The 20,992-nt window shown below is 59.9% G+C and carries 19 protein-coding genes, 1 tRNA gene and 1 pseudogene; 11 read left to right on the plus strand and 10 right to left on the minus strand.

The window, feature by feature from the left end; all coding sequences use genetic code 11:
* Positions 1 to 49 precede the first annotated feature (49 nt).
* The 3 genes from CHU71_RS07885 to CHU71_RS07895 are packed head-to-tail and all read right to left on the minus strand — an operon-like array spanning position 50 to position 3,689.
* Complete coding sequence (locus tag CHU71_RS07885; protein WP_101504858.1) at positions 50 to 1,435, minus strand: multicopper oxidase domain-containing protein; 1,386 nt, start codon at positions 1,433 to 1,435, stop codon at positions 50 to 52.
* Positions 1,436 to 2,635 (minus strand): beta-carotene 15,15'-monooxygenase, encoded by a 1,200-nt coding sequence (locus CHU71_RS07890; RefSeq protein ID WP_147760724.1) that lies wholly within the window; start codon positions 2,633 to 2,635, stop codon positions 1,436 to 1,438. It abuts the gene before it with no gap.
* Positions 2,622 to 3,689: a hypothetical protein gene (locus tag CHU71_RS07895; protein WP_253254928.1), complete on the minus strand. Its 1,068-nt coding sequence runs from the start codon at positions 3,687 to 3,689 to the stop codon at positions 2,622 to 2,624. The genes CHU71_RS07890 and CHU71_RS07895 overlap by 14 nt, the downstream gene beginning before the upstream one ends.
* Positions 3,690 to 3,764: 75 nt before the next feature.
* Between CHU71_RS07895 and CHU71_RS07900 the strand changes: the two genes are divergently transcribed.
* From CHU71_RS07900 to CHU71_RS07915, 4 genes are all read left to right on the plus strand, one after another.
* Positions 3,765 to 4,025, plus strand: a complete 261-nt coding sequence (locus CHU71_RS07900; protein WP_100086843.1) for a DUF2249 domain-containing protein — start codon at positions 3,765 to 3,767, stop codon at positions 4,023 to 4,025.
* 16 nt (positions 4,026 to 4,041) lie between these two features.
* Positions 4,042 to 4,764 (plus strand): molybdate ABC transporter substrate-binding protein, encoded by a 723-nt coding sequence (modA, locus tag CHU71_RS07905; protein ID WP_100086842.1) that lies wholly within the window; start codon positions 4,042 to 4,044, stop codon positions 4,762 to 4,764.
* Positions 4,765 to 4,774: 10 nt separating this feature from the next.
* Positions 4,775 to 6,460, plus strand: a complete 1,686-nt coding sequence (locus CHU71_RS07910) for an ATP-binding cassette domain-containing protein (RefSeq protein WP_100086841.1) — start codon at positions 4,775 to 4,777, stop codon at positions 6,458 to 6,460.
* A gap of 135 nt (positions 6,461 to 6,595) precedes the next feature.
* The gene (locus tag CHU71_RS07915) at positions 6,596 to 7,291 is read left to right on the plus strand and encodes a metalloregulator ArsR/SmtB family transcription factor (RefSeq protein ID WP_070420389.1); all 696 of its coding nucleotides are present in this window, start codon (positions 6,596 to 6,598) and stop codon (positions 7,289 to 7,291) included.
* On the opposite strand, the gene thrB is transcribed toward CHU71_RS07915, so the two are convergent.
* From thrB to argS, 4 genes are all read right to left on the minus strand, one after another.
* Positions 7,288 to 8,217, minus strand: coding sequence for a homoserine kinase (gene thrB / locus CHU71_RS07920; RefSeq protein ID WP_147760725.1), 930 nt, complete (start codon positions 8,215 to 8,217; stop codon positions 7,288 to 7,290). The genes CHU71_RS07915 and thrB overlap by 4 nt on opposite strands.
* On the minus strand, positions 8,214 to 9,551 hold the full coding sequence (locus CHU71_RS07925; RefSeq protein WP_147760726.1) for a homoserine dehydrogenase: 1,338 nt from the start codon (positions 9,549 to 9,551) through the stop codon (positions 8,214 to 8,216). Before CHU71_RS07925 ends, thrB begins: the two co-directional genes overlap by 4 nt.
* 157 nt (positions 9,552 to 9,708) lie before the next feature.
* Positions 9,709 to 11,043 (minus strand): diaminopimelate decarboxylase, encoded by a 1,335-nt coding sequence (gene lysA, locus CHU71_RS07930; protein WP_147760727.1) that lies wholly within the window; start codon positions 11,041 to 11,043, stop codon positions 9,709 to 9,711.
* Positions 11,044 to 12,705: an arginine--tRNA ligase gene (gene argS, locus CHU71_RS07935; RefSeq protein WP_147760728.1), complete on the minus strand. Its 1,662-nt coding sequence runs from the start codon at positions 12,703 to 12,705 to the stop codon at positions 11,044 to 11,046. It lies immediately after the preceding gene.
* Positions 12,706 to 12,902: 197 nt separating this feature from the next.
* Here argS and CHU71_RS07940 point away from each other — a divergent pair, with 197 nt between their 5' ends.
* The 7 genes and pseudogenes from CHU71_RS07940 to CHU71_RS07970 form a co-directional block, all read left to right on the plus strand.
* Entirely contained in the window at positions 12,903 to 14,555 is a 1,653-nt protein-coding gene (locus tag CHU71_RS07940; RefSeq protein WP_147760729.1) for an L-lactate permease, read from the plus strand.
* Positions 14,556 to 14,888: 333 nt separating this feature from the next.
* On the plus strand, positions 14,889 to 15,674 hold the full coding sequence (locus CHU71_RS07945) for a (Fe-S)-binding protein (RefSeq protein WP_046645516.1): 786 nt from the start codon (positions 14,889 to 14,891) through the stop codon (positions 15,672 to 15,674).
* The gene (locus tag CHU71_RS07950; protein ID WP_147760730.1) at positions 15,674 to 17,179 is read left to right on the plus strand and encodes a LutB/LldF family L-lactate oxidation iron-sulfur protein; all 1,506 of its coding nucleotides are present in this window, start codon (positions 15,674 to 15,676) and stop codon (positions 17,177 to 17,179) included. The genes CHU71_RS07945 and CHU71_RS07950 overlap by 1 nt, the downstream gene beginning before the upstream one ends.
* Positions 17,176 to 17,811, plus strand: coding sequence for an LUD domain-containing protein (locus CHU71_RS07955; protein ID WP_005531997.1), 636 nt, complete (start codon positions 17,176 to 17,178; stop codon positions 17,809 to 17,811). Before CHU71_RS07950 ends, CHU71_RS07955 begins: the two co-directional genes overlap by 4 nt.
* A gap of 129 nt (positions 17,812 to 17,940) precedes the next feature.
* Positions 17,941 to 18,014, plus strand: a tRNA-Arg gene (locus tag CHU71_RS07960).
* A 218-nt stretch (positions 18,015 to 18,232) separates the two neighbouring features.
* Positions 18,233 to 18,559 (plus strand): hypothetical protein, encoded by a 327-nt coding sequence (locus CHU71_RS07965; RefSeq protein WP_147760731.1) that lies wholly within the window; start codon positions 18,233 to 18,235, stop codon positions 18,557 to 18,559.
* Positions 18,560 to 19,378: 819 nt separating this feature from the next.
* Positions 19,379 to 19,666: pseudogene (locus tag CHU71_RS07970) on the plus strand (cupin domain-containing protein); the annotation flags it as partial.
* Between the two features lie 91 nt (positions 19,667 to 19,757).
* Here the strand turns inward: CHU71_RS07970 and CHU71_RS07975 are convergent.
* From CHU71_RS07975 to CHU71_RS07985, 3 genes are all read right to left on the minus strand, one after another.
* Positions 19,758 to 19,958, minus strand: coding sequence for a hypothetical protein (locus CHU71_RS07975; RefSeq protein ID WP_147760732.1), 201 nt, complete (start codon positions 19,956 to 19,958; stop codon positions 19,758 to 19,760).
* Positions 19,959 to 20,099: 141 nt separating this feature from the next.
* Complete coding sequence (locus CHU71_RS07980; protein WP_147760733.1) at positions 20,100 to 20,387, minus strand: molecular chaperone GrpE; 288 nt, start codon at positions 20,385 to 20,387, stop codon at positions 20,100 to 20,102.
* Positions 20,388 to 20,455: 68 nt separating this feature from the next.
* Positions 20,456 to 20,980: a MarR family winged helix-turn-helix transcriptional regulator gene (locus CHU71_RS07985; protein WP_034657594.1), complete on the minus strand. Its 525-nt coding sequence runs from the start codon at positions 20,978 to 20,980 to the stop codon at positions 20,456 to 20,458.
* Positions 20,981 to 20,992 lie beyond the last annotated feature (12 nt).

Genomic DNA, 20,992 nt, shown 5'->3' on the forward strand with positions numbered 1-20,992 from the left:
CGATTAAAGGAGCGAGGAAGATTTCTTCCTCGCTCCTTTTGTCTAAGCGCTACTGCGTGACCACAATCTTTCCGTGCTGGCCCTTTTCGGCCGAGGTCATGATGTGATTGACAAAGCTATAGGTGCCGGGTTCATTGAAGGTCATCTCCACGAAGCCGCCCTGCGCGGGAAGCAGATCCAGCGCCTGCGAACCCGAATCGCGACGGTCCTTAATGAGGTAGTCGCCCTCCTTATACGCGGTGTCGAACTGCTCGCCCACCACGTGGAAGGACAATGGCTGGTCAGGGCCCACGTTGAGCAGCCAGATGCGAACCTTATCGCCCACCTTGGCATGCAGTGGCTCAAGGTCGTACTGGTTCGGGTAGTAGTTGAACGCCATCAGGTCGTACTCGCCGTTGGAGACGCGGTCCGCATCGGCACCGTTCTCGTCGCCTAGGAAGATGTCGGAGGCAATCATGGCGTACTCGGCATCCACCTCGCTGAGTTCAGCTGGGTCGATGACGACGGCGCCCGCCATTCCATTGGCGATGTGCAGGCTCATCGGCGCCGTGGAGCAGTGATACATCCAGATCCCCGCGCGGTGAGCGGTGAACTCGTAGGTAAGCGACTGGCCCGGGTCGATGGACTTCATGTTCTCATCCGGATTGACCTCACCGGCGTGGAAGTCGATGGAGTGGCCCATCGTTCCCTCATTCTTGATGGTGATTTTGAACTTGTCGCCTACCTTACCGCGCAGGGTTGGCCCTGGGGCTTGGCCGTTGAATAGCCACCGCGTTTGTTTTACCCCGGGTGCGACCTCGACTTCTTCCTCGGTCATGGTCCAGGTCTCCTCGTGGGTGGTTCCTTCGGCCTTGGCCAAACGGGCATCGAAAGCCTTGAAGTCGTCGCGCTTCTTGGTGCGCTCCGCTGCACTCGGTACGTCGGGGTGGCTCGCAGAGTGATGGTGCTCGTGCTGAGCATCGCCTGCTTCGCCTGCAGAGCCTGCGGTGCTGGCAGCTCCCGCGGCGTCGTCAGTCGTGTTTATCTGGAGCACCATACCCTGTGCTTTGTGCCCGGCGATGGTGCAATAGCCCTGGGTGGATTCGTTGATGATGCCCGCGTCGAGCTCAACGGTCTTGCCTGGCTCCACACGGCCGGTCTCGTTGTCACCAATCTTCAGGTCGTGGACCTGGTCGCCGTCGTTGGTGAAGTTGACCACCAGGTGGGCGCCCTGTGGCACGTCAATGGAGGCCGGGACGAAGGCCATGCCGGAGACTGAGACGTCGACAACGGTCGCTTCCACGCCCGCGCTTTCCGACGCCCTTTGCGCCTTGCCCGTGCTATTAAACACCGCGAGCGCGATAACCGCAGCAAGGGCAATGCCAATGAGCAACCAGGAAGCCCAATTGTTTTGAGCCGGCGGCTTCGGAGATTGATTCGAAGAAACGCTGAGCATTTAGTTCTCCAGTCTTTTCTGCTTGTAAACGGCCACTACGATGGCCAAGACGTTGGTGATGAGGCCAAGCCCCATCATGATAAGCCCGGCAACATCCGCGCCGAGTAAGCACAACACTGCGCCCAAGTTAATAAGCACCAAACGCGCATAACCGCCGCGGTCAGCGACTTTTCGCCCCAATGTGACTTTCGCCGGACCACCGCCCAACAGGGTGGGTAGGAGGTGATGCAGCACGCCGGTGACCAATTGCAACAGGCCAGCGCCGACGAAGGCGGGCATGAGCAACAACGTCACCGCGCGGGGGTAGACGCCGATTACGGCGCACACCGCGTCCGCAGCGCATAAGCTGAGCATCCACAACAATCCGGCGACGGCCGAGACCGTCGCCGTGGTCTGCTGCGGGTTTCCCGCCACCACCGTGGCCAGGATGGGCTGAATGATGTAAATTGCGGCGAGCACGACGAGCAACTGGGCCATGCCCGCTGCCCGAGTAAGCCCCACTGCGCAAAGCCCCACCGCGAGGGCGAGGCCTACGCAGTGCACTATAAGTGCCCGGGAACAGCGGGCGCGCGCTGCCGGGGCGATCTTGGTGCCCGACAGCGTGGGCAGCAGCGTGACCACTGTTCCGAGGATGGTCAGCCAGGCAAAGCCCCACACCATTCCGCGGGAGTGCGCGGCGACCAGCAGTGAGTAGTTGCCCACGCCGTTAGCCGCGAAAATGACCATCACGACTGAGGCCATCAAGAACACGGCGGCAGCAATGTAGAAAGGTACTGTCACGGCAAAAGAACCCGCGAGCGAACCTTTGAGCGCGCGGTAGATATCCCACGCGTGCCAGAAGAAGGTGACGATGATGAGAAGCGAGGCGGCGTCGGAAAGCGGGCCCCAATCATAGCCCGCACGATCGACGAGCAGGAGGACCAAGCCCACCTGAATTAGCGCCACGCGCCAGGCCACCGACTTGTAGCCACGGGCCTGCATGCGGGTCAGTGCCTCAGTAAAGTGCGTGGAATACACGATGATTGCCGTGGTCATCGCGCCAATCGTGAACGGGTGAATGAGATCCCACCACACCACGTTGGCACCGAGATTTCCTGCCACGTTGATGGCAACGCCCACCAGCACCCAGAAGCCAATGACGCTCGCTGCGATCGTGTGCCAGCGTCCGCGGGCGGCTAAAGATACGTCAACGATGTGCACGTCGTGCCTCCCGGATGGTCAAAACAAAGCCACTTAAAACGAACAGCAGCACCGCCACCACGTTAGTCATACCGCCTACCTGATACACCCCAGTGTGAGCAACGATATCCGCGCCGACGCGCACCATAAGGCCCGCGTGCAGTAGCACCACAGGCACGTAGAGAACGGGGTTATAGGGCAGCTTCTTTCGAATGACAGACGTCAAGATGATCGGTGCGTGCGCAAAGATCATGGACATGACAAAGCCCAAGAAAACAGTGTGCACCGAAGCGTCGTAACTAAAGCCGCTGGCCTGCCCCATGCCCAGCCACGCCAGTCCAGCAACCGCCAGCCAGAAGTAACCGGCCAGCATGCAAGCTGCGGAATATCGGGGCAGTCCCTTAGCGCGCACGAGGTTCTTGGCCACGTCCACGCGGACAGTGGTCAAGGAGATGGCGAGTAAAAGCGCGCCCATCAGGCGGTAGCCCACTGCAGGTACGAGGATGTAGATAACTCCCGCGGCCGCCAGGGCGAGGACCAATGCAGTGATGAGGCTTTCCGCGCGAGTGCCGGCCATGGTCACGCGGGCGAGCTCCATGCGTTCGCCGATGATGGTGGCAACGACGTAGAGGACACACAGCGGCATGGCCGTAGCAAAGGAGGGCGTCATCGCCCACAGTAAGGAAGCGGCGACTCCCCCGATCACGCCGGCAGCCTGGACGAGGACAGCGAGGGTGGGCTGGCGGCGATGGACCTCCAGATAGATAAAGCCCAGGACGAGGAAGCTCAGTGCAAAGCACACCGCGGGTACGGGTCGCGTTACCCCGGCGAGAAGCGTTAGCACTGCCAGCACGTGGAAGGCCGGGCCCGCCCAGGCCCACGTCTTCTTCACCGCGACGGCACGCTCCAAGCCGATGGCGCCACCCACGAAACCGAACACCATCAGCGGGCCATGGGCATTGGTCACTGCGCTGGCTGGGGCGACGCCCAGCAGTGAGGCACCGGCGAAAAGGCCGACGAGCAACGCCGCGCCGGCGAATGCCAGAAACACGAAACGATGCGCAATATTTTTCACAAGTTTTATCGTACTAATATTGGGGCTAAGGTGAAACTCGAAACGCTTTCGAGCACCTCCAACGAAAGGAACACCATGCAACTGCCTATCTCTGATGCGAACAAGGGCAACGACATCCCTACCCTGAACGCCTCTGAAATTCCGCATGCAGTCCGCCACGGCGCCATCCACGGCGCGCTCGGCACCCTCAACGTTGGCGAGTCGATGATCCTCATCGCGCCGCACAACCCGGTGCCACTGCTCAAGGAGATTGAGGCACGCGAGGAGTCCTTCGACCTTGCCTACCTCAAGGAAGAACCACAGGATTTCCACATCAAGTTCACCCGCACCGCCTAGTGCTGGCGTAAGTTAGATGGCTGTGAAGAAGCTCCTTAACCCACTCATTGGATCGGCGCTGGCGGCTCTGTCGCTGAGCGCCTGCGCCAGCGACCCCGCGGAACTCAACGTTTTTGCTGCGTCCTCGACGCGTGTGCTCAACGATGCCCTCACGGCCACCACCCCAGTGCTTATCAACAACGGCGGATCGGCATCCCTCGTCGAGCAGATCCACCAAGGAGCACCAGCAGACCTCCTCATCACGGCCTCAGAAAAGACCATGAACAAAGCCATGGACAACGGCGATGTGGACAAGCCCCGCGTGCTGGCCACCAACACCATGGTCATGGTGGTCCCGCCCGGTAATCCGGCAGGGATTTCCTCGGTCCGGGACTTGCGCGAGGAGGACTACTTCGTGCGCTGCGATCCGTCCGTGCCCTGCGGCGACATCGCGGACAAGATCATGAAGGATCTCCACCTCACCATCACTCCCGATTCGAATGAAGGCCAGGTAGCCGACGTCGTGGGCAAGGTCGCCAGCGGCGAAGCCGACGCCGGCTTTGTCTACTCCACGGACGCCGCGGCCAACCCAGACCTCGAGGTCATCCCCATCGAGGGCGCTGAGAAGTACCGCAACAAGATTATGGGCGCGGTGGTCACGCACACCGAGCGACGCGACGCTGCCGAGCAATTGCTGGATACGCTCTCCGACGACTTTGATGAAACCTGGACGCAGTACGGCTTCCAACCCGCCGACTAAACTGCTCTGCATGGCTTCTCACGAAACCCCCACCCGCGCCCCGTGGCCCTTCGCCTTCGTGGGCGCCGTGGCGGTTTTATACGTTGCTATTCCCGTCGTGGCGCTAGCAACGCGCGTGCCGTGGTCCCGTCTCGGGGCGGTCGTCGGTCAAGACTCCACCCACGACTTGCTGCGCGTGACTTTGGGTTCTGCGGTCTTGGCCACCGTCCTTGCCACGTTCCTGGGCGTCGGGCTCGCCGTGTGGCTCCACGGCCTCAAACGCATGGGCCAGGCTGTGCGCCTGCTGGTCTACCTTCCGCTGGCCATGCCGCCGGTGGTGGGTGGCCTAGCGCTAAGCGCGGCACTCGGTCGACGCGGGCTCTTGGCCCCGCTTCTCGACGCCCTCCACTTGAAGTTCGCCTTTGCCTTTGCCGGTGTGGTCACAGCGCATACTTTCGTGGCGCTGCCCTTCGTGGTGGTGGCGGTGGACTCGGCATTACGCCACATTGACCAGGAGGTATCCACCTCAGCGCGCCGGGTGGGAATGTCACGGTGGGCGATATGGCAGAAGATCACGCTGCCTACCGTTGCGCCCTCCATCTTTACCGGCGCCGTTCTGGCCTGCGCGCGCAGCCTGGGCGAGTTTGGCACCACGATTACCTTCGTTGGTTCGACGCCAGGTATTACGCGCACGATGTCGAGCGGCATCTACTTAGAACGCGAGGTCAGCGCGGACAACTCCTATGCGCTCTCCGCCGTACTCATCGGCCTGGCCGTGCTTTGTTTAGCACTCGCGGGCCTGCCCACGCTGCTGCGCAAGGAACCAGCGCCACGGGCACACGCGCAAGGCCCACTTGATATCGAAAAACTCCGCGAGCTAAGCAGGCCGCAGCAAAGCCGCAAACTCACGCCGTTCCGGCCCCATGCCACGACCGCCGTGGTGGGCGTTAACGGTGCTGGCAAGACAACGCTGCTGCGCCGCATCGCTGACTCCTCCGAAAGCGTCATGCTCACCCAGAAGCCCGCATTGCCGCCGCTGGCCACAGTGACCGAGGCGATCACCATGGTCACCGGTGCCGAGGACGTTACCGCGCAGCTCATTTCCGCTGCCGGCTTGGATGAGATCGCCCACGTCAAAGTGCGGGACCTCTCCGGCGGACAAGCAGCACAAGCCGCCTTGGTGCGCGCTTTGGCCGCGCGACCGGCAGTGCTGCTACTCGACGAACCCCTGGCTGCAGTGGACGCCGCTGCCGCCGCACAATGGCGCCGCCTGCTTGCTGCCGCGGCGCACGACCGCACCACGGTCCTTGTCACCCACAATGTTCTCGACCTTCTCAGCCTGGCCGATGACATCGCGGTGGTGGAAAAAGGCGAAATTCTTGCCCACGCCCCTCGCCAGGACGTCGTCAATGCTCCGCCCAACCGCTTCGTGGCGCAGTTACTTGGCCGCAGCGTCATCCGCGGCAACCAGGTTGCAGGCGCGCTGCAGCCCGATCCGCAGGGCGACACAACGCTCGTTCTAAGCAATAGCGACGTCGTGCTTTCCCCTTCCGGAAGCATCACTGCCACCGTGCTGGATTTGCGAGCTATCTCCTTGGACCGGGCCGTCGTTACCCTGGACTTGAGCGGGCAATCTGTAGACGCCGAAATCTCGGTCACCGAGGCAACAAACCTCGTCGTCGGCGGGCAAGTCCACTGCTCCATCCTCACTAATTAGGGGGAAGTCGCTCCACGTAGTGGCATATATCGCACTCGCTAGTTTGTATTTTTTACGGGTTGTAGTTGTATCGTCGTTTTTAACAACTGATTACCCTAATAAATTCACGCCAAGAACTTTCACCGAGGTAAACACATGCCCACCCAAGCTCCGCGTTCTTCCACAGAACTTTTTCCCGAGGCGCTGCGCCTTTCCCCAAAGCAGCGCGAGGTTCTCAACGCGTTGCAGGAATATCCCCAGGGAGCTCGCGCAGCAGACATCGCCCAAGACATGGGCATGCATGTCAACACCGCGCGCGGCCATCTAGACGAGCTCGTACACGTGGGAGCCGTGCGCGTTATTACGGCCCCGGCCAAGGGCCGCGGACGTCCCTCGCTTATCTTCCAGGTACGCATCCCTGACAATCGTTCGGTGGCCGAGGAATACGTGACCTTGATCAGCGTCTTAGCAGAGATGCTCGCGGACAAAGACCAGCTTAATGACTTCGCCTCCGAACAAGCACGGGAAATCGGCCGCAAGTGGGCCAACTCCACGCAGCAGGACCAGTACGCTTCCGCGAATGCGCTGACCCCGCTTTATCGCAAGATGCGTGACATGGGTTTCGACCCTACTGCCTCAAACGCCGACCTTGAGGAAAAGGGCCACACGGACATGGAGCTGCACGCCTGCCCATTCGTGACCGCAGGCATCAAGCCTTCCCCGTTCTTGTGTGCTATCCACGACGGCTTCCTCGAGCAATCAGCCGCAGACGCAGGAAACCGCCTCAAGCTCACGCTGCTTCCGAAATCTGGCAACGGAACCTGCTGCGTGCACGTGAAGCGGTCTTCTTAAGCCTGAACGACCTTAACCTCGACCGGCCCCGCGACCTCCAAGGGGATAACGCGGAGGCCGGCCTCGCGCGCGTCGCGCAAGATGTTTTCGTCGATGGGCTCGGTGTGCAGCACCATGGCGGTGGGGCCGGCGCCCGATAGATAGGCCGCGAAACCACGGTTGCGTAGACGGTTGACCCACTCGGAGGTCACCGGTAGGACGTCGGCACGGTAAGGCTGGTGCAAGCGGTCGCGCGTACCCTCCCAGAGCAGCTCCGGGTAGTTCTGAAGCGCTACGACCTGCACAGCGGTGCGCGAGACGTTAAACGTTGCGTCGCCGTGGGTGACGTGAGATGGCAGCACGCGACGCACGGCTTGGGTCGATGCGTGGAAGTCAGGCACCAATGCCGTTGCCTTGATGTCCTTATGCACATCCACGGTGACTGCCTTGTACTCCGGCAGGGAATGACCATCGACGGGAACCGTGGTCCACGAGACCACCGCGTTGCCCAAAACCGATGCCGCGGCATTATCTGGGTGTCCCTCGAAAGCCGAGGAAAGCTGCACTACTTGCTGCTCGGTGAGCGGGAATCCTGCAAGTCCGTTGCCGGCGGCAACGCCTGCTACGGCTGCAGACGCCGAGGAACCCAGGCCGCGGGACTGCGGAATGTTGTTGTTACAGACCACGCGCAGGCCGGGCGCGGAAACATCAGCAGCGTTGAGGGCCGAACGGATTGCCTTGACCACTAGGTGGGAGCCGTCACGCGGCAGGTCCTCGGCGCCCTCGCCGAAGATCTCCACTTCAAGACCAGAGTTGGTGACCTCTACCTCGACGGTGTCGTACAGGCTCAGCGCAATTCCGAGCGTGTCGAAGCCTGGACCCAAGTTGGCCGAGGAGGCTGGAACCGTGACGATGGCCTTGGTGCCGACCTCTAGCTCGATGCTCACAGGGCTTCACCGCCCAGGCGGATAACGGAGTGCACTGCCTTGACCTCGTCGAGAGTGCTCAGCTCGGAGACGATGGCCTCGAGCTCCGCCTCGGTGGCCGCATGGGTGACCACGATGAGACGTGCGGTGTCGTCGCCGTCCTCCTGGCGCACGGTGCGCAGGGAGACGTTGTGCTTGGCAAACAGCGCGGAGATCGCCGCCAGAACGCCGGTGCGATCTGCGACCTCCATGTCGATGTGGTAGCGGGTGGAAACCTCACCGAAGGGAGCAATCGGCAGGTTGGCGTAGGTGTTTTCCCCTGGTGCGCGGCCGCCGTGGATGATGTTGCGGGCGGCACCGACGACGTCGCCAAGCACTGCGGAAGCAGTAGGATTACCGCCTGCGCCGTTGCCATAGAACATTAGGGAACCTGCTGCCTCTGCCTCGACGAAGATTGCGTTATAAGACTTGTTCACAGAAGCCAACGGATGATCCTTCGGGACGAGCGTCGGGTGGACGCGGGCGTTGACGGACTCGTTGCCATCTTCGTCGCGCAAGCGCTCACAGATCGCAAGCAGTTTGATGGAGTAACCCGCCTTCTTCGCAGCGGCGATGTCGTCAGCGGTGATGCTCGAGATACCCTCGCAGTAGACGTCATCAAAGGTGACGCGGGTGTAGAAGCCCAACGAAGCCAAGATGGCTGCCTTGGAAGCTGCATCATGGCCCTCGACGTCGGCGGTCGGGTCTGCCTCCGCGTAGCCCAGGCGGGTGGCCTCAGCCAGCGCATCCTCGTAGGAAGCGCCGGTGGTCTCCATCGCATCCAGGATGAAGTTGGTGGTGCCGTTGACGATACCGGAGATGCGCTGCACCTGGTCACCCGCCAGCGAGCGGCGCAGCATTCCTACCACCGGGATGGCGGCTGCGACAGCCGCCTCGAAGTAGAGGTCGACTCCCGCACGGTCGGCAGCCTCAGCCAGCTCGTCCGCGTGCGCGGCCACCAGAGCCTTGTTCGCGGTCACCACGGACTTGCCCGCATTGAGCGCGGCCAGCAGCAGCTCGCGCGGGTAGTCAATACCGCCGATGACCTCGACGACCAAGTCGATATCGTCGCGCATGACTAGCGCCTTGGCGTCGTCAGTAAGCAGGTCCTTAGGAACGCCTGGGCGCAGCTTGTTCTTGTTTTGGACAGCTACGCCACGAATCTCTGCGGGACCACCAATGCGATGTGCAAAAGCATCAGCGTTCTCCCCCAGCAGGCGGAAGACCTCGGCGCCGACAGTGCCGAAACCGAGCAGTGCAATACCTACTGCTTCGCCCTCGCCCTTGCCGGTGCGAATCTTGGTCTGTGAAGTCATATCGTCCCTCATTCGTCGGTACTGAAATTGTTAACCACACTATACAGAACGAGCTGTCTAGTTTTGGGTTTAGGGATCCAAATCATGGCCCCATATAGGAAGGCGGAGGGGCAAACCTTTTGGTCATGGCCCCACCGCCAGTGGATTTTAAGTGAATTTAATTGACTTCGAGAGCCAAAAGGTCATCGACAGTCTCGCGACGCAGCATCAGATTTGCCTGCCCATTGCGCACCGACACCACGGCCGGGCGCAGTGCGCCGTTGTAGCGCGACGCCATCATGTACTGATAGGCGCCAGTGGTTGCGAACGTGAGCAGGTCGCCGGTGGTGATGTCTCCCGGAAGCTTGCGTTCGTTGACCAAGATGTCGCCGGATTCGCAGTGGAAACCCACCACGCGGGAGTCCACGGGCTCACCGTCGGTGAAACGATTGGCCACGCGCACGTCATACTCGGATTTGTAGAGCGCTGGGCGGATGTTGTCGGACATGCCGCCGTCGACGGAAAGATAACGGCGGATAGGCAGCTCGGCCTTGCCGGTCTCCACGTCCTTGACCGTACCCACGGAATAGACGGTGACTGCGCTTGCGCCCACGAGGGAGCGGCCCGGCTCGACGAGCACGAAGGGCGGCTCGATGTCGAGCTCGTGCGCGGTGCGCTCCACGGCTGCCAGGAGATCTTGAGCCAGCTTGGCGACGTCGAGTGCCTCCTCGTACTCCATGTACGGAATGCCGAAGCCGCCACCCAGGTCGAGTTCCTTGAGTGCTACACCCAGCTCGGTGTGGATACGCTTGTACAGCGAGAGCACGCGCTCTGCGGCGAGCTTGAAGCCTTCAGCGTTGAACACGGAGGAACCCACGTGGCAGTGCAGGCCCACGAGCTGAAGATTCTCGGACTCGAGGGCAGCCTTGGCGGCGTCGAAAGCCGCGCCCGTGGCCAAGGAGATGCCGAACTTCTGGTCCTCGTGCGAGGTGGCGATGAACTCATGCGTGTGGGCGTCGACACCCGGCTTGACGCGGATCATCACCGGCTGCACGCGGCCAGCGGCGCGCGCGATCTCGTTGAGCTGTGCCAGCTCGCCCTCGTTATCGAGGACGACGTGCGCGATCTCGTTGTCCACGCACAGCTCGAGGTACTCGGGCTCCTTGTTGTTGCCGTGGGCGGTCATGCGGGCCGGCGGGAAACCGGCGGCCAGCGCCACCTTGGCCTCGTTGAGGGAAGCGACGTCAAGGCACAGGCCTTCCTCGTTTACCCATTTCACGATGCGCTTGGTGATAAAAGCCTTGGAGGCATAGTGCACGTGCTCAGGGCCGCCGAAGGCGCGGGCCGTGTCGCGGCAACGGGAGCGGAAGTCATCCTCGTCGAAGACGTAGAGTGGCGTGCCGTATTCTTCGGCGAGATCCGTCAGCGGGACCCCGGCGACGGTAACCACGCCGTCTTCTTCGCGGCGCGAGTTACGGGGCCAGACGTGCGCTGGCAGCTCGTTAAAATCCATTTACATTTTCTCCGGCGCGCTAACACCCACCATGGTGAGGGCGTTGGCGAGGACCTGACGGGCGGCGTCGGCAAGCGCGAGGCGTGCGAGGTGGATTGGCTGCGTTGTCTCGTCCGCCTTCGGCAGCACCTGGCACTGGTCATAGAAGCGGTGGAACACGGCGGCGAGATCCTCAGCAAAACGGGCGATGCGGTGTGGCTCGCGCAAGGTCGCTGCGGTGGAGACAACCTCAGGGAACTCGCCCAAGGTGCGGATGAGATCGCCTTCCTTCTCGTGGGTGAGCAAGGAAAGGTCCGCGCCCTGCATGGCCTCGGCACCCAGGCCCAGGTCTGCAGCCTTGCGCAGGATGGAGCAGATGCGAGCGTGGCCGTACTGAACGTAATAAACAGGGTTATCGGAGGACTGGGAAGCCCACAGGCCCAGGTCGATGTCGATGGACTGATCCACGGAAGAACGCACCAGGGAGTAGCGTGCACCATCGACGCCGATGGCCTCGACGAGGTCATCGAGGGTGATAACGGTGCCAGCACGCTTGGACATGCGCACAGCCTTGCCGTCGCGCAGCAGGTTCACCATCTGACCGATGAGAACCTCGACCTGCTCTGGGTTGTAACCCATGGCGGCAGCGGCGGCGCGCAGGCGGGCGATGTAGCCGTGGTGGTCCGCACCCAGCATGTAGATAGCGAGGTCGTGGCCGCGGTCGAACTTGTCCGCAACGTAGGCGATGTCGCCAGCGATGTATGCGGCGTCGCCGTCAGACTTGATGACCACGCGGTCCTTGTCATCGCCGTAGTCGGTGGACTTGAGCCACCAGGCGCCGTCCTCGAAGTAGAGCTTCTCGTTGTCTTTAAGGTGCGCCACGGCCTTGTCAACGGCGCCGGACTCGAACAGGGAGTTCTCGTGGAAGTAGACGTCGAAGTCAACGCCAAACTCGTGCAGGGACTCCTTGATGTGCGCGAACATCATCTCCACGCCAGCGGCGCGGAACTTCTCGCGGACCTCGTCCTCGGTGCCCTCGAGTGCATTGGGGACCTGGTTTTGGACGTTGGCTGCGATCTCCTGGATGTACTCTCCGCCATAGCCGTCCTCCGGAGTCGGCTCGCCCTTGGCCGCAGCCACGAGCGAGTTGGAGAAGCGGTCGATCTGGCGGCCGTGATCGTTGAAGTAGTACTCGCGGGTTACCTCAGCGCCGGAGGCTTCGAGCACGCGGCCGAGGGAATCGCCCACGGCTGCCCAACGGGTGCCGCCCAGGTGGATCGGACCGGTGGGGTTAGCGGAGACGAATTCGAGGTTAATCTTCTGGCCTTTGTAGGCATCGTTGTGGCCGTAGTTAGCGCCGGCTTGGCGGACCTGGTCCACGATGGCGCCCTGTGCGGCGGCAGCCAGGCGGATGTTCAGGAAGCCCGGGCCTGCGATCTCGGCGACGTCAATGGCGTCGTGCTTAGCCAACGCCTCGGCCAGCCAGGTGGCCAGCTCGCGCGGATTCACGCCGGCCTTCTTGGCTACCTGCAGGGCAAGGTTGGTGGCGTAGTCACCGTGCTCGGGATTACGCGGACGCTCCACGGTCACGGTCTCAGGAAGGACGGCGGTGTCGAGCTCGTGTTCGCTCAATACAGCGACTGCGGTCTCTTTAATAAGCACAGAAAGATCTACGGGATTCATAGCGTCAAAGTCTATCGTCCCGCGCTGACATGAGCAGCATCAGGCACGCGTTGGGGTCTTTTATAACAGCAAGCAACTTGTGTGACATATGCCCTTTATTGCGAAACTTACGCGAAAAGGCTCGCTCAAGTTTTAGGCTTTAGAAAGACTGTGTATTAAATAAGACACTCGTTTTCCTTCTAGAGACTTGGGTAACTATGAACACTTTCCAAATATCGACGGATGCCATTGGCGGTAGCCTCGGCCTTTCCGCTGCCGTAGCGACACTTCCCCTCATCGCCTTCTTCATCATGTTGCTGGGTCTTAAGGCTCGCGCACATACCTCGGGTGCTGTGGCACTCATCGTGGCTCTCGCCATTGCTATCTTCGGCTTCGACATGCCCACAGGCATGGCGCTGTCCTCCGCCGCACGCGGTGGCCTCTTTGGCTTGTTGCCGATTGTCTGGGTGATCATCACCGCCATTTGGTTCTACGAGATCACCGTGGCCTCTGGGCGTTTTGAGGATCTTCGCAAGACTTTCGACCTGCTTGGCGACGGTGACATCCGCATCCAGGCCATCCTCATCGCGTTTTGCTTCGGCGGCCTGCTTGAGGCTCTCGCCGGCTTCGGCGCCCCAGTGGCGATTACCGCGACGATGATTCTGGCGCTGGGTGTCAAGCCGCTCAAGGCTGCCACGACTGTACTCATCGCCAACACTGCACCGGTTGCCTTCGGCGCGGTGGGCATTCCAGTGACCACCGCCGGTGAGGTGGGCGGCCGTACCGCCGAGCAGACTGCTGATATCGCAGGACTTATTTCCTTGCAGGTGCTGCTGATTGCAGCGGCAGTCCCCTTCTTCATCCTGTTCATCTTGGACGGAGTCCGCGGCGTCAAGGAAGCCGCCCCGGCTGCTGGCGTCATCGGCGTTTCTTTTGCCATCGCGCAGTGGGCTGCGGCCAACTTCTTTGCCTACCAGCTCACCAACGTTGTGGCCTGCATCGTCTCGCTGGGCTGCGCGTTCGTATTTCTGCGCATGTGGAAGCCAAAGGGCGTTGCGGAGCTGCGTGAGCGCATGGGCATTCCGGCGCAGCAGGCAGTCACCGACTTGTCCGGCAGCCGCATCTGGATGGCGCTGCTGCCCTACGCAGTCGTGACCGCAGTCTTCGCGGTAGCTACCGCAGCTCCGAAGCTCTTTGGGTTCTGGAAGATTAAGTTCGCCTGGCCGGGCCTGGATGGCACAGTCCTTGACTCTGCTGGCAAGGGAATGGACACCTCGTTTAGCTTCAATGTCTTTGGCAACCCGGGCACGCTGTTGCTCATCTCCGGACTCATCGTGGCCATCATCTTCTGGATCTTCAACGAGAACGGCCACTACCACCTGCCGAAGTCTGCCCCACTGAAAAAGTTCGGTGAGGTTTGCTCCCGCATGAAGTTCTCTGCGTTGACCATCATCTTGGTTCTCGCTTTGGCCTACACCATGAATTACTCCGGCCAGACCATCTCTATCGGTGAATTCGTGGCCTCCGCGGGCGGCATCTTCGCGCTCTTCGCGCCGGTGCTGGGCTGGATCGGCACTGCAGTTACCGGTTCGGATACCTCGGCCAACGCCCTCTTTGCCAACCTCCAGGTCACCGCTGCAGAACGCATCGGCGTCAACCCAGACCTCATGCTGGCGGCGAATACCGCCGGTGGCGTTGTGGGCAAGATGATCTCCCCGCAGTCGCTGGCCATCGCCGCAACGGCAGTTCAGATGGAGGGCGAGGAGTCCCGCATCCTCAAGGCAGTCGTGGGCTACTCGCTCGTCTTCCTGGCCGTCGTGTGTGTCATTGTGTTCCTCATGACCAACGCGTTGGGCTTCCTAGTTCCTTAAAACTTCTGCCCCTAAAGAAAGTCTCCGCATCCGCTGCAATTACAGCCGCGCGATGGGGAGACTTTTGTCTACCCCCAAAAGGTATATTGCCTTAAAGTGACGCATCACTCATCAGAAACCACAAGTTCCCCACGAGACGCACGGCGGTAGTGGTTTGCGCACGTAATAAATTTCGCAACATTAGTGTTGCAGAATAACCGCAGCTAGACGGCATTTTCACTATGAAATTCTGCGTTTTTATCGGTATTATTTAAGGCACACCCATAAAAATTAGCCCACCCAAGTACGCGCTGACTTCCATGGCACATACTGGGCAGTTAAAGGAGCGCAAGCATGCGAATTGCACTTTTTTCTACGTGCATTGGTGACGCCCTCTTCCCGGACGCTCACAAGGCAACCGCACTAATCCTCTCCCGTTTGGGCCACGAAGTGGTCTTCCCAGAAGAGCAAACTTGTTGCGGCCAGATGCACATCAATACTGGTTACCAGAAGGAAACACTGGGCATGATCCGCAGCTACGCGGACGCGTTCGCAGATCCTTCCATCGATTACGTGGTTTCCGCCTCTGGCTCGTGTGTTGGCGCAGTTCGTGAGCAACACGTCAAAATTGCTGACCGGTTCGGCTCCTCCGCTGACGTGGATGGCGCTAAAAAGGCCTCCCAGAAGACCTTGGACCTGCCCGAATTCCTCGTGGACATCGAGCAGCGCACCGATCTCGGCGCTTTCTTCCCGCACAAGGTCACCTACCATGCTTCCTGCCACGGCTTGCGCTTCCTGAAGCTCGGTGACCGCCCGTACCAGCTGCTGAGCAAAGTCGAGGGAATCGACCTCGTGCCGCTCGAAAACGTCGAAGAGTGCTGTGGCTTCGGCGGCACCTTCTCACTTAAGAACCCAGAGGTCTCCCAGGCCATGGTTTCTGACAAAACCCGCCACGTGAAGGACACCGAAGCCGAGTACCTCACCGGCGGTGACTCTTCCTGCCTTATGAACATCGGCGGCGCACTAGCGCGCCAGCGCAGCGGCGTTCGCGTGCTGCACATGGCTGAAATCTTGGCCTCCACCAAGGAACACCCTTGGACCCCTGAGACGGCCGCTTACTCCAAGGAGAAGATGCTCTAATGACTTCCTTCCTCGACACCACCCCGCCTCGCGCGCCGGAGGGCTACGGCAACCTCCGCGGCGAGAAGGCATTCGTTCCACTCGCCCACGTTGGCCTCAACAACGCGACCCAGCGTCGTAACCTGCACCACGCCACCACCACCATTCGTAATAAGCGTGCCAACGCCGTCGAAGAGCTGCCGGACTGGCAGAAGCTCCGCGACGCCGGCTCCGCAATCAAAGAAGACGTTGCTGCCCGCATGCCGGAACTTCTCGAGCAGTTCGAGGAGCAGGTAGCCAAGCGCGGCGGCATCGTCCATTGGGCACGCGACGCTAAGGAAGCCAACGAAATCATCGAGGGCCTTATCCGCGAGACCGGCGAGACCGACATCGTCAAGGTCAAGTCCATGGCAACCCAGGAAATCGGCCTGAACGAGCACCTCGAGTCCGTAGGGATCAATGCCCGCGAAACCGACCTGGCTGAGCTCATCGTTCAGCTGGGCGAGGATAAGCCCTCCCACATCCTGGTTCCGGCCATCCACCGCAACCGTGCCGAAATCCGTGACATCTTCGTCAACAAAATGCCGCACACGGATGAATCCCTAAAGGCTGAGCCAGCCGAACTCGCGGAGGCTTCTCGTACCTTCCTGCGCGAACAGTTCATGAAGGCCAAGGTTGCCATCTCCGGCGCTAACTTCGGCGTTGCCGAGACCGGCACCATCAACATTGTGGAGTCCGAGGGCAATGGCCGTATGTGTCTGACCCTGCCGGAGACCCTGATTACCGTGATGGGCATAGAAAAGCTCGTGCCAACTTTCCAGGACCTTGAGGTCTTCCTGCAGCTGCTGCCGCGTTCTTCCACAGCAGAGCGCATGAACCCATACACCTCCATGTGGGCGGGCGTAACTGAAAACGACGGCCCGAAGAACTTCCACCTGATTCTTTTGGACAACGGTCGTACCGCTGCCCTGTCCAGCCCGATTGGCCACCAGGCTCTCAAATGCATCCGTTGCTCGGCTTGCCTTAACGTTTGCCCGGTCTACGAGCGCGCCGGCGGCCACGCATACGGCTCCGTTTACCCTGGCCCGATTGGCATCTCCCTGACCCCACAGCTGACCGGCATGAAGGACCACCACGATCCTTCCGCCAGCCTGCCTTATGCATGCTCCCTGTGTGGACGCTGCGACGAGGTTTGTCCGGTGAAGATTCCGCTTTCTGAGGTCATCCTGGAGAACCGCCACCAAAAGGTCACCCACGCTACCCCACCAGTCGAGTCCAAGCTCTTCAGCGTGGTTCAGCTGGTCTGGGGTCACCCGAAGATCTGGAACCAGGTCACGCACATGGTTGCGCTGGGCCGCGTTCTCGGCGGATTCAACGGAGTGATGGACAAGCTCCCGTTGTTCCTGTCCGGGTGGTCCGATGCCCGCGATACTGCTGTTCCACCAAAGAAGTCTTTCCGTCAGTGGTTCGACTCCGATGAAGCTAAAGAACTGCTCGCCCAGGCCAAGAAGGAGGGCATCAAGTGAGTACCGCCAAAGAAGAGATCCTGAAGCGCATTCGCACCGCGCAGAAGCAGGCAGGCTTGTCCGATCACGTGGAGGCACCGCGTGAGTACGACACCGAGGGCACGCTCAATGCCGACGAGCTGCGTGACATGCTTGTGGAACGCCTCGAGGATTACAAGGCCGAAGTCCACGTGACCACCGAGGCTGAGCTCGCAGAGACCATTTCCCAGATTTTTACTAACAAGGAATGCTCCAAGGTCACCTACGCTCAGGGAATGGACGCAGCGCTTATCGACGCCATCACGTCCAACGCCACCTTCACCCCTGACGATCCAACTTCGGATCCGCGCGAACTCGACACCGTTGATGCTGTGCTGACCGAGTCCCACGTCACCTCGGCACAGACTGGCACCATCGTGCTAGAAGCCGGCCCACTGTGTGGTCGCCGCGCCCTAACTTTGGTTCCGGATCGTCACGTGTGCATCGTGCGCAAGGACCAGATCGTCTACGGAGTTCCGGAGATGGTCTCTCGCATTAACCCGGACTTCCCCGCTACGTGGATTTCCGGCCCGTCTGCTACCTCTGACATTGAACTCTCCCGTGTGGAGGGCGTCCACGGTCCGCGCGACCTCATCGTGGTCATCGTGAAGTAGCCAGGCTAGCTAGCCGCCACACCACTAAAGCTAGACACCACACCACTAAGTAGCCCCCGCATTGGCTACTTGGTGACAGCATGCGCTAGAATCACACCGTTGATATCTGGCGCATGCCGCATATCTTTTGCCTCCGTAGCTCAGCGGATTAGAGCATCGGTTTCCGGTACCGAAGGTCGCAGGTTCGATCCCTGTCGGGGGCACAATTTCTCCCCTCGCTTTCTCGGCGTTCAGCCCCAGCAGGCGAGGGATTTACCTTCGCCCCTTAGCTTTCAACTCATTGTTAAGAGTTCAGACATTAGGCAGACATTAGGTCAAAGACAGCGAATTCTTTTCAATCTATTTTGATAGGAATTCCCCTGCCGCTCGAAGTCAAAGAATCATTCCTAAGAATGATCCCGCAGGCTGTAAGGTCAGGGCCATGGAATCGACGTCTCGTCCGAAACGGGCCTACCTCTCGTTTATCGCAACCGCGTTAGCGTTCTTCGTGGTGCCGGGGATTGTGGGCGCGGCTCTTAGTGGGAGTACAGCGACTGTGACCATGCTGGTGCTGCTTCCGATGATGGCGTTGGCATTGGGCATGCTGGATGGCCGGCTCTTCCGCTATACGCTGTCCTTTCCGCTCATTGCGGCTTTTATGTTCTGGCTTTCTACCAAGGTCTACTACAACACCGGTACGTGGATTTACGCAGTTGAAGTCGTCCTGCTTGCTTGGTTGGGCAGCTGGTTAACAGGAAGGAAGGCCTAGATCATGGAAACGTGGACTCTTGACCATCCAGAGGCCGGAAAACTCGAAGTCATGGTCGGCCCCGATGTGGAGTTTGCTGCAGCTTATGAATCCTGGCCGCAACAACCGAGCGAGCATGAATACACCGCCCTGGACGCCAACATGCCGCTTAAAGAAAGAATCCGGGCATTCATTAATAATCCACCTATTCGCGTGCAAATTTGCCGCGACGGCGAAGTCCTTGGAAGGTACACCTCGTTGTCTTCGGCGCGAGTGGCCCTAAAACAAATCGATACCGACGAGCTACGCAGCTTAGAGCTTGTCAACCGCACGAAGCCGCACCTCAAGCTCCACGCGAATGCCCTCGACGAGTTGATCGAGGTGACCTATCACAACGGCTCAGAGGTGGTCGAGTTTGAGCCACCAGCTGGCAGCCGTGGTGCGCGGCGTCGCGAAGCAATGGAGCAAAGCCCCGTTAAACGCGTGACCTATCCCCTCCTCGCGGGCCTTGGTAAAGGCGGTTGGGCGTTGGCTGTTATCGTGCTCGGCCCAATCCTGCGCAAGCTTTTGGACTTGCTACCTATTCCCGACATCGACTGGCCAGATCTGCCAGACCTCCCCGAACTTCCCCAAATCCATCTGCCAACCATCAGTATCGATTGGCCGGACATCAACTGGCCGAACATCGATTTCCCTGACCTCCCGGCGCTGCCCGAGTGGATGGTTTTCTTGCTCGATAGCTCGAAGGTGTGGGTGCCCATCGTCATCGGTATCGCCATCGGCATGATGTCCATCCGCAACCACAAAAAGTCCGAACAGCATAAGAAGCAATGGCAGGACGGCGGCGAAATCGGCGCGGAGGTCCACGATGACCATGACCAGTTCCTGCGCCTCGAGTCCGGCCAGGGCCGCATCATGATTGGTGAAGACGAGGACAACTTGGACATCGACCAGGTAGCCGAAGACGACTTTGCCATCTTCGTACCAGCTGGCAAGTGGCACAACTTCGTCAACAAGGGTTCCGAGCCGGCAAAGCTCTACTCCATCTACGCCGCACCGGAACACGTTAAGGGCACCGTCCACGAGACCAAGGAAGACGCGGACAACGATCCGAACGAGCAGCACTAATTGCGGCAGGCTTTAAAAACAACAATATGGCGGTCCAGAAGATGGGCCGCCATTTTAATATTTAGCTATTGAGCTTTGAGTTCTCCAAGTACTACTTGATGAATGGGTTTACGATCTCCTGGGTGATATCAAGGGTGCCGTGCTCGATGTAATACATTCCGAGGAACATGGCGGTGACCAGAACGAATGCGAAAAGCGTGTTAGGGATCCACTGGACAAACACGGAAACCCAGCCGTCAGCCTTGTCACGTGCAGCTGCTTCGCGCTGTTCCTGTGCCTCGTATTCGTTCATAATCCGTTGTTTCCTTTCACTGCGCCTGAAACCGCTAGGCACACTCCGCCTAGCAAGAGAAATCACTGCGGATAACTTTAGCAGTAGATCGTTATGAATTCGTAGTTATCCACCGTTTTATTGACACCGAATTGGCAAGATTTACACTCCGGGGTCTTCATTGTTCTCTAACGCCTCCACGAAGGCGTCCCTATCAGCGAACATACGGTTTATATCTGCCTCTGCGCCGACTATCCAGTGGCCCGATTCCTCGTCGAAAGTAATCGCGGCATCAGGATACTTGTCGAGGGCTTCCTCCATCGCAGCGGACTCCGCTTCAGAGGCAGTGCCATTCAGGTGCGACTCGGGATCTCCTAGCCCGTCTAGGACCGCAACGTTATAAATCGGGTACTGCGACATGGGATGCTCAAAGAGCTCTTGCCCCATCATGGTGATTCCTCTCTTAGGTGGTGATTGCCCCACAAAACAATAAAGCAGGTAAGAGCCTGCTGAGATAACTAATTCTTTTCATCCACGGTGCACCTGCCATGCAGCAGTTCGTCCGGAACGAAGCCGTCATACCCAGGCACGTTGTTGACTGCGAGAATTCCCTGGAAGAAATTAACAAGGGATGGAATGTCCTTCTCGTTGAGATGGTCAAAGACTATGCGGCGCACAGACTCTACGTGTTCGGGCACGGCGCGTTCGAGACGCTCAAGGCCCTCATCGGTAATACGAACGATGACGCCTCGCGCATCACCGACGCTCTTGGACTTTGTGACCAAACCACGCTTTTCCATGCGTGTTACTTGGTGGGAGGTACGTGAACGGTCCCACTCCAAGTCCGCGCAAAGCTCACGCAAACGCAGCTCATTGCCTTCTGCCTCGGAAAGTGCAACGAGAACGGCGAACTCTGACATTGAGACCTCGCCCCCAGCCATGAGGGTTTCCTCCATGCCGCGGTTAATCTTGCGAATAGAACCGAGGATGAGGCGCCACAGCTCTTGCTCTTCTTCGTTTAGCCACCGAGTTTCTGTAGTCATGTCAACAACTTT

Source organism: Corynebacterium sp. LK14 (assembly GCF_008042215.1).
Taxonomy (GTDB): Bacteria; Actinomycetota; Actinomycetes; order Mycobacteriales; family Mycobacteriaceae; genus Corynebacterium; species Corynebacterium striatum.

Excerpts from the sequence above, each read along its gene's own strand:
- CHU71_RS07885 (WP_101504858.1), bottom strand. The coding sequence starts at position 1,435 with ATGCTCAGCGTTTCTTCGAATCAATCTCCGAAGCCGCCGGCTCAAAAC.
- CHU71_RS07900 (WP_100086843.1), top strand. The coding sequence starts at position 3,765 with ATGCAACTGCCTATCTCTGATGCGAACAAGGGCAACGACATCCCTACC.
- modA (WP_100086842.1), top strand. The coding sequence starts at position 4,042 with ATGGCTGTGAAGAAGCTCCTTAACCCACTCATTGGATCGGCGCTGGCG.
- CHU71_RS07910 (WP_100086841.1), top strand. The coding sequence starts at position 4,775 with ATGGCTTCTCACGAAACCCCCACCCGCGCCCCGTGGCCCTTCGCCTTC.
- CHU71_RS07915 (WP_070420389.1), top strand. The coding sequence starts at position 6,596 with ATGCCCACCCAAGCTCCGCGTTCTTCCACAGAACTTTTTCCCGAGGCG.
- CHU71_RS07925 (WP_147760726.1), bottom strand. The coding sequence starts at position 9,551 with ATGACTTCACAGACCAAGATTCGCACCGGCAAGGGCGAGGGCGAAGCA.
- lysA (WP_147760727.1), bottom strand. The coding sequence starts at position 11,043 with ATGGATTTTAACGAGCTGCCAGCGCACGTCTGGCCCCGTAACTCGCGC.
- argS (WP_147760728.1), bottom strand. The coding sequence starts at position 12,705 with ATGAATCCCGTAGATCTTTCTGTGCTTATTAAAGAGACCGCAGTCGCT.
- CHU71_RS07940 (WP_147760729.1), top strand. The coding sequence starts at position 12,903 with ATGAACACTTTCCAAATATCGACGGATGCCATTGGCGGTAGCCTCGGC.
- CHU71_RS07945 (WP_046645516.1), top strand. The coding sequence starts at position 14,889 with ATGCGAATTGCACTTTTTTCTACGTGCATTGGTGACGCCCTCTTCCCG.
- CHU71_RS07950 (WP_147760730.1), top strand. The coding sequence starts at position 15,674 with ATGACTTCCTTCCTCGACACCACCCCGCCTCGCGCGCCGGAGGGCTAC.
- CHU71_RS07965 (WP_147760731.1), top strand. The coding sequence starts at position 18,233 with ATGGAATCGACGTCTCGTCCGAAACGGGCCTACCTCTCGTTTATCGCA.
- CHU71_RS07975 (WP_147760732.1), bottom strand. The coding sequence starts at position 19,958 with ATGAACGAATACGAGGCACAGGAACAGCGCGAAGCAGCTGCACGTGAC.
- CHU71_RS07980 (WP_147760733.1), bottom strand. The coding sequence starts at position 20,387 with ATGATGGGGCAAGAGCTCTTTGAGCATCCCATGTCGCAGTACCCGATT.
- CHU71_RS07985 (WP_034657594.1), bottom strand. The coding sequence starts at position 20,980 with ATGACTACAGAAACTCGGTGGCTAAACGAAGAAGAGCAAGAGCTGTGG.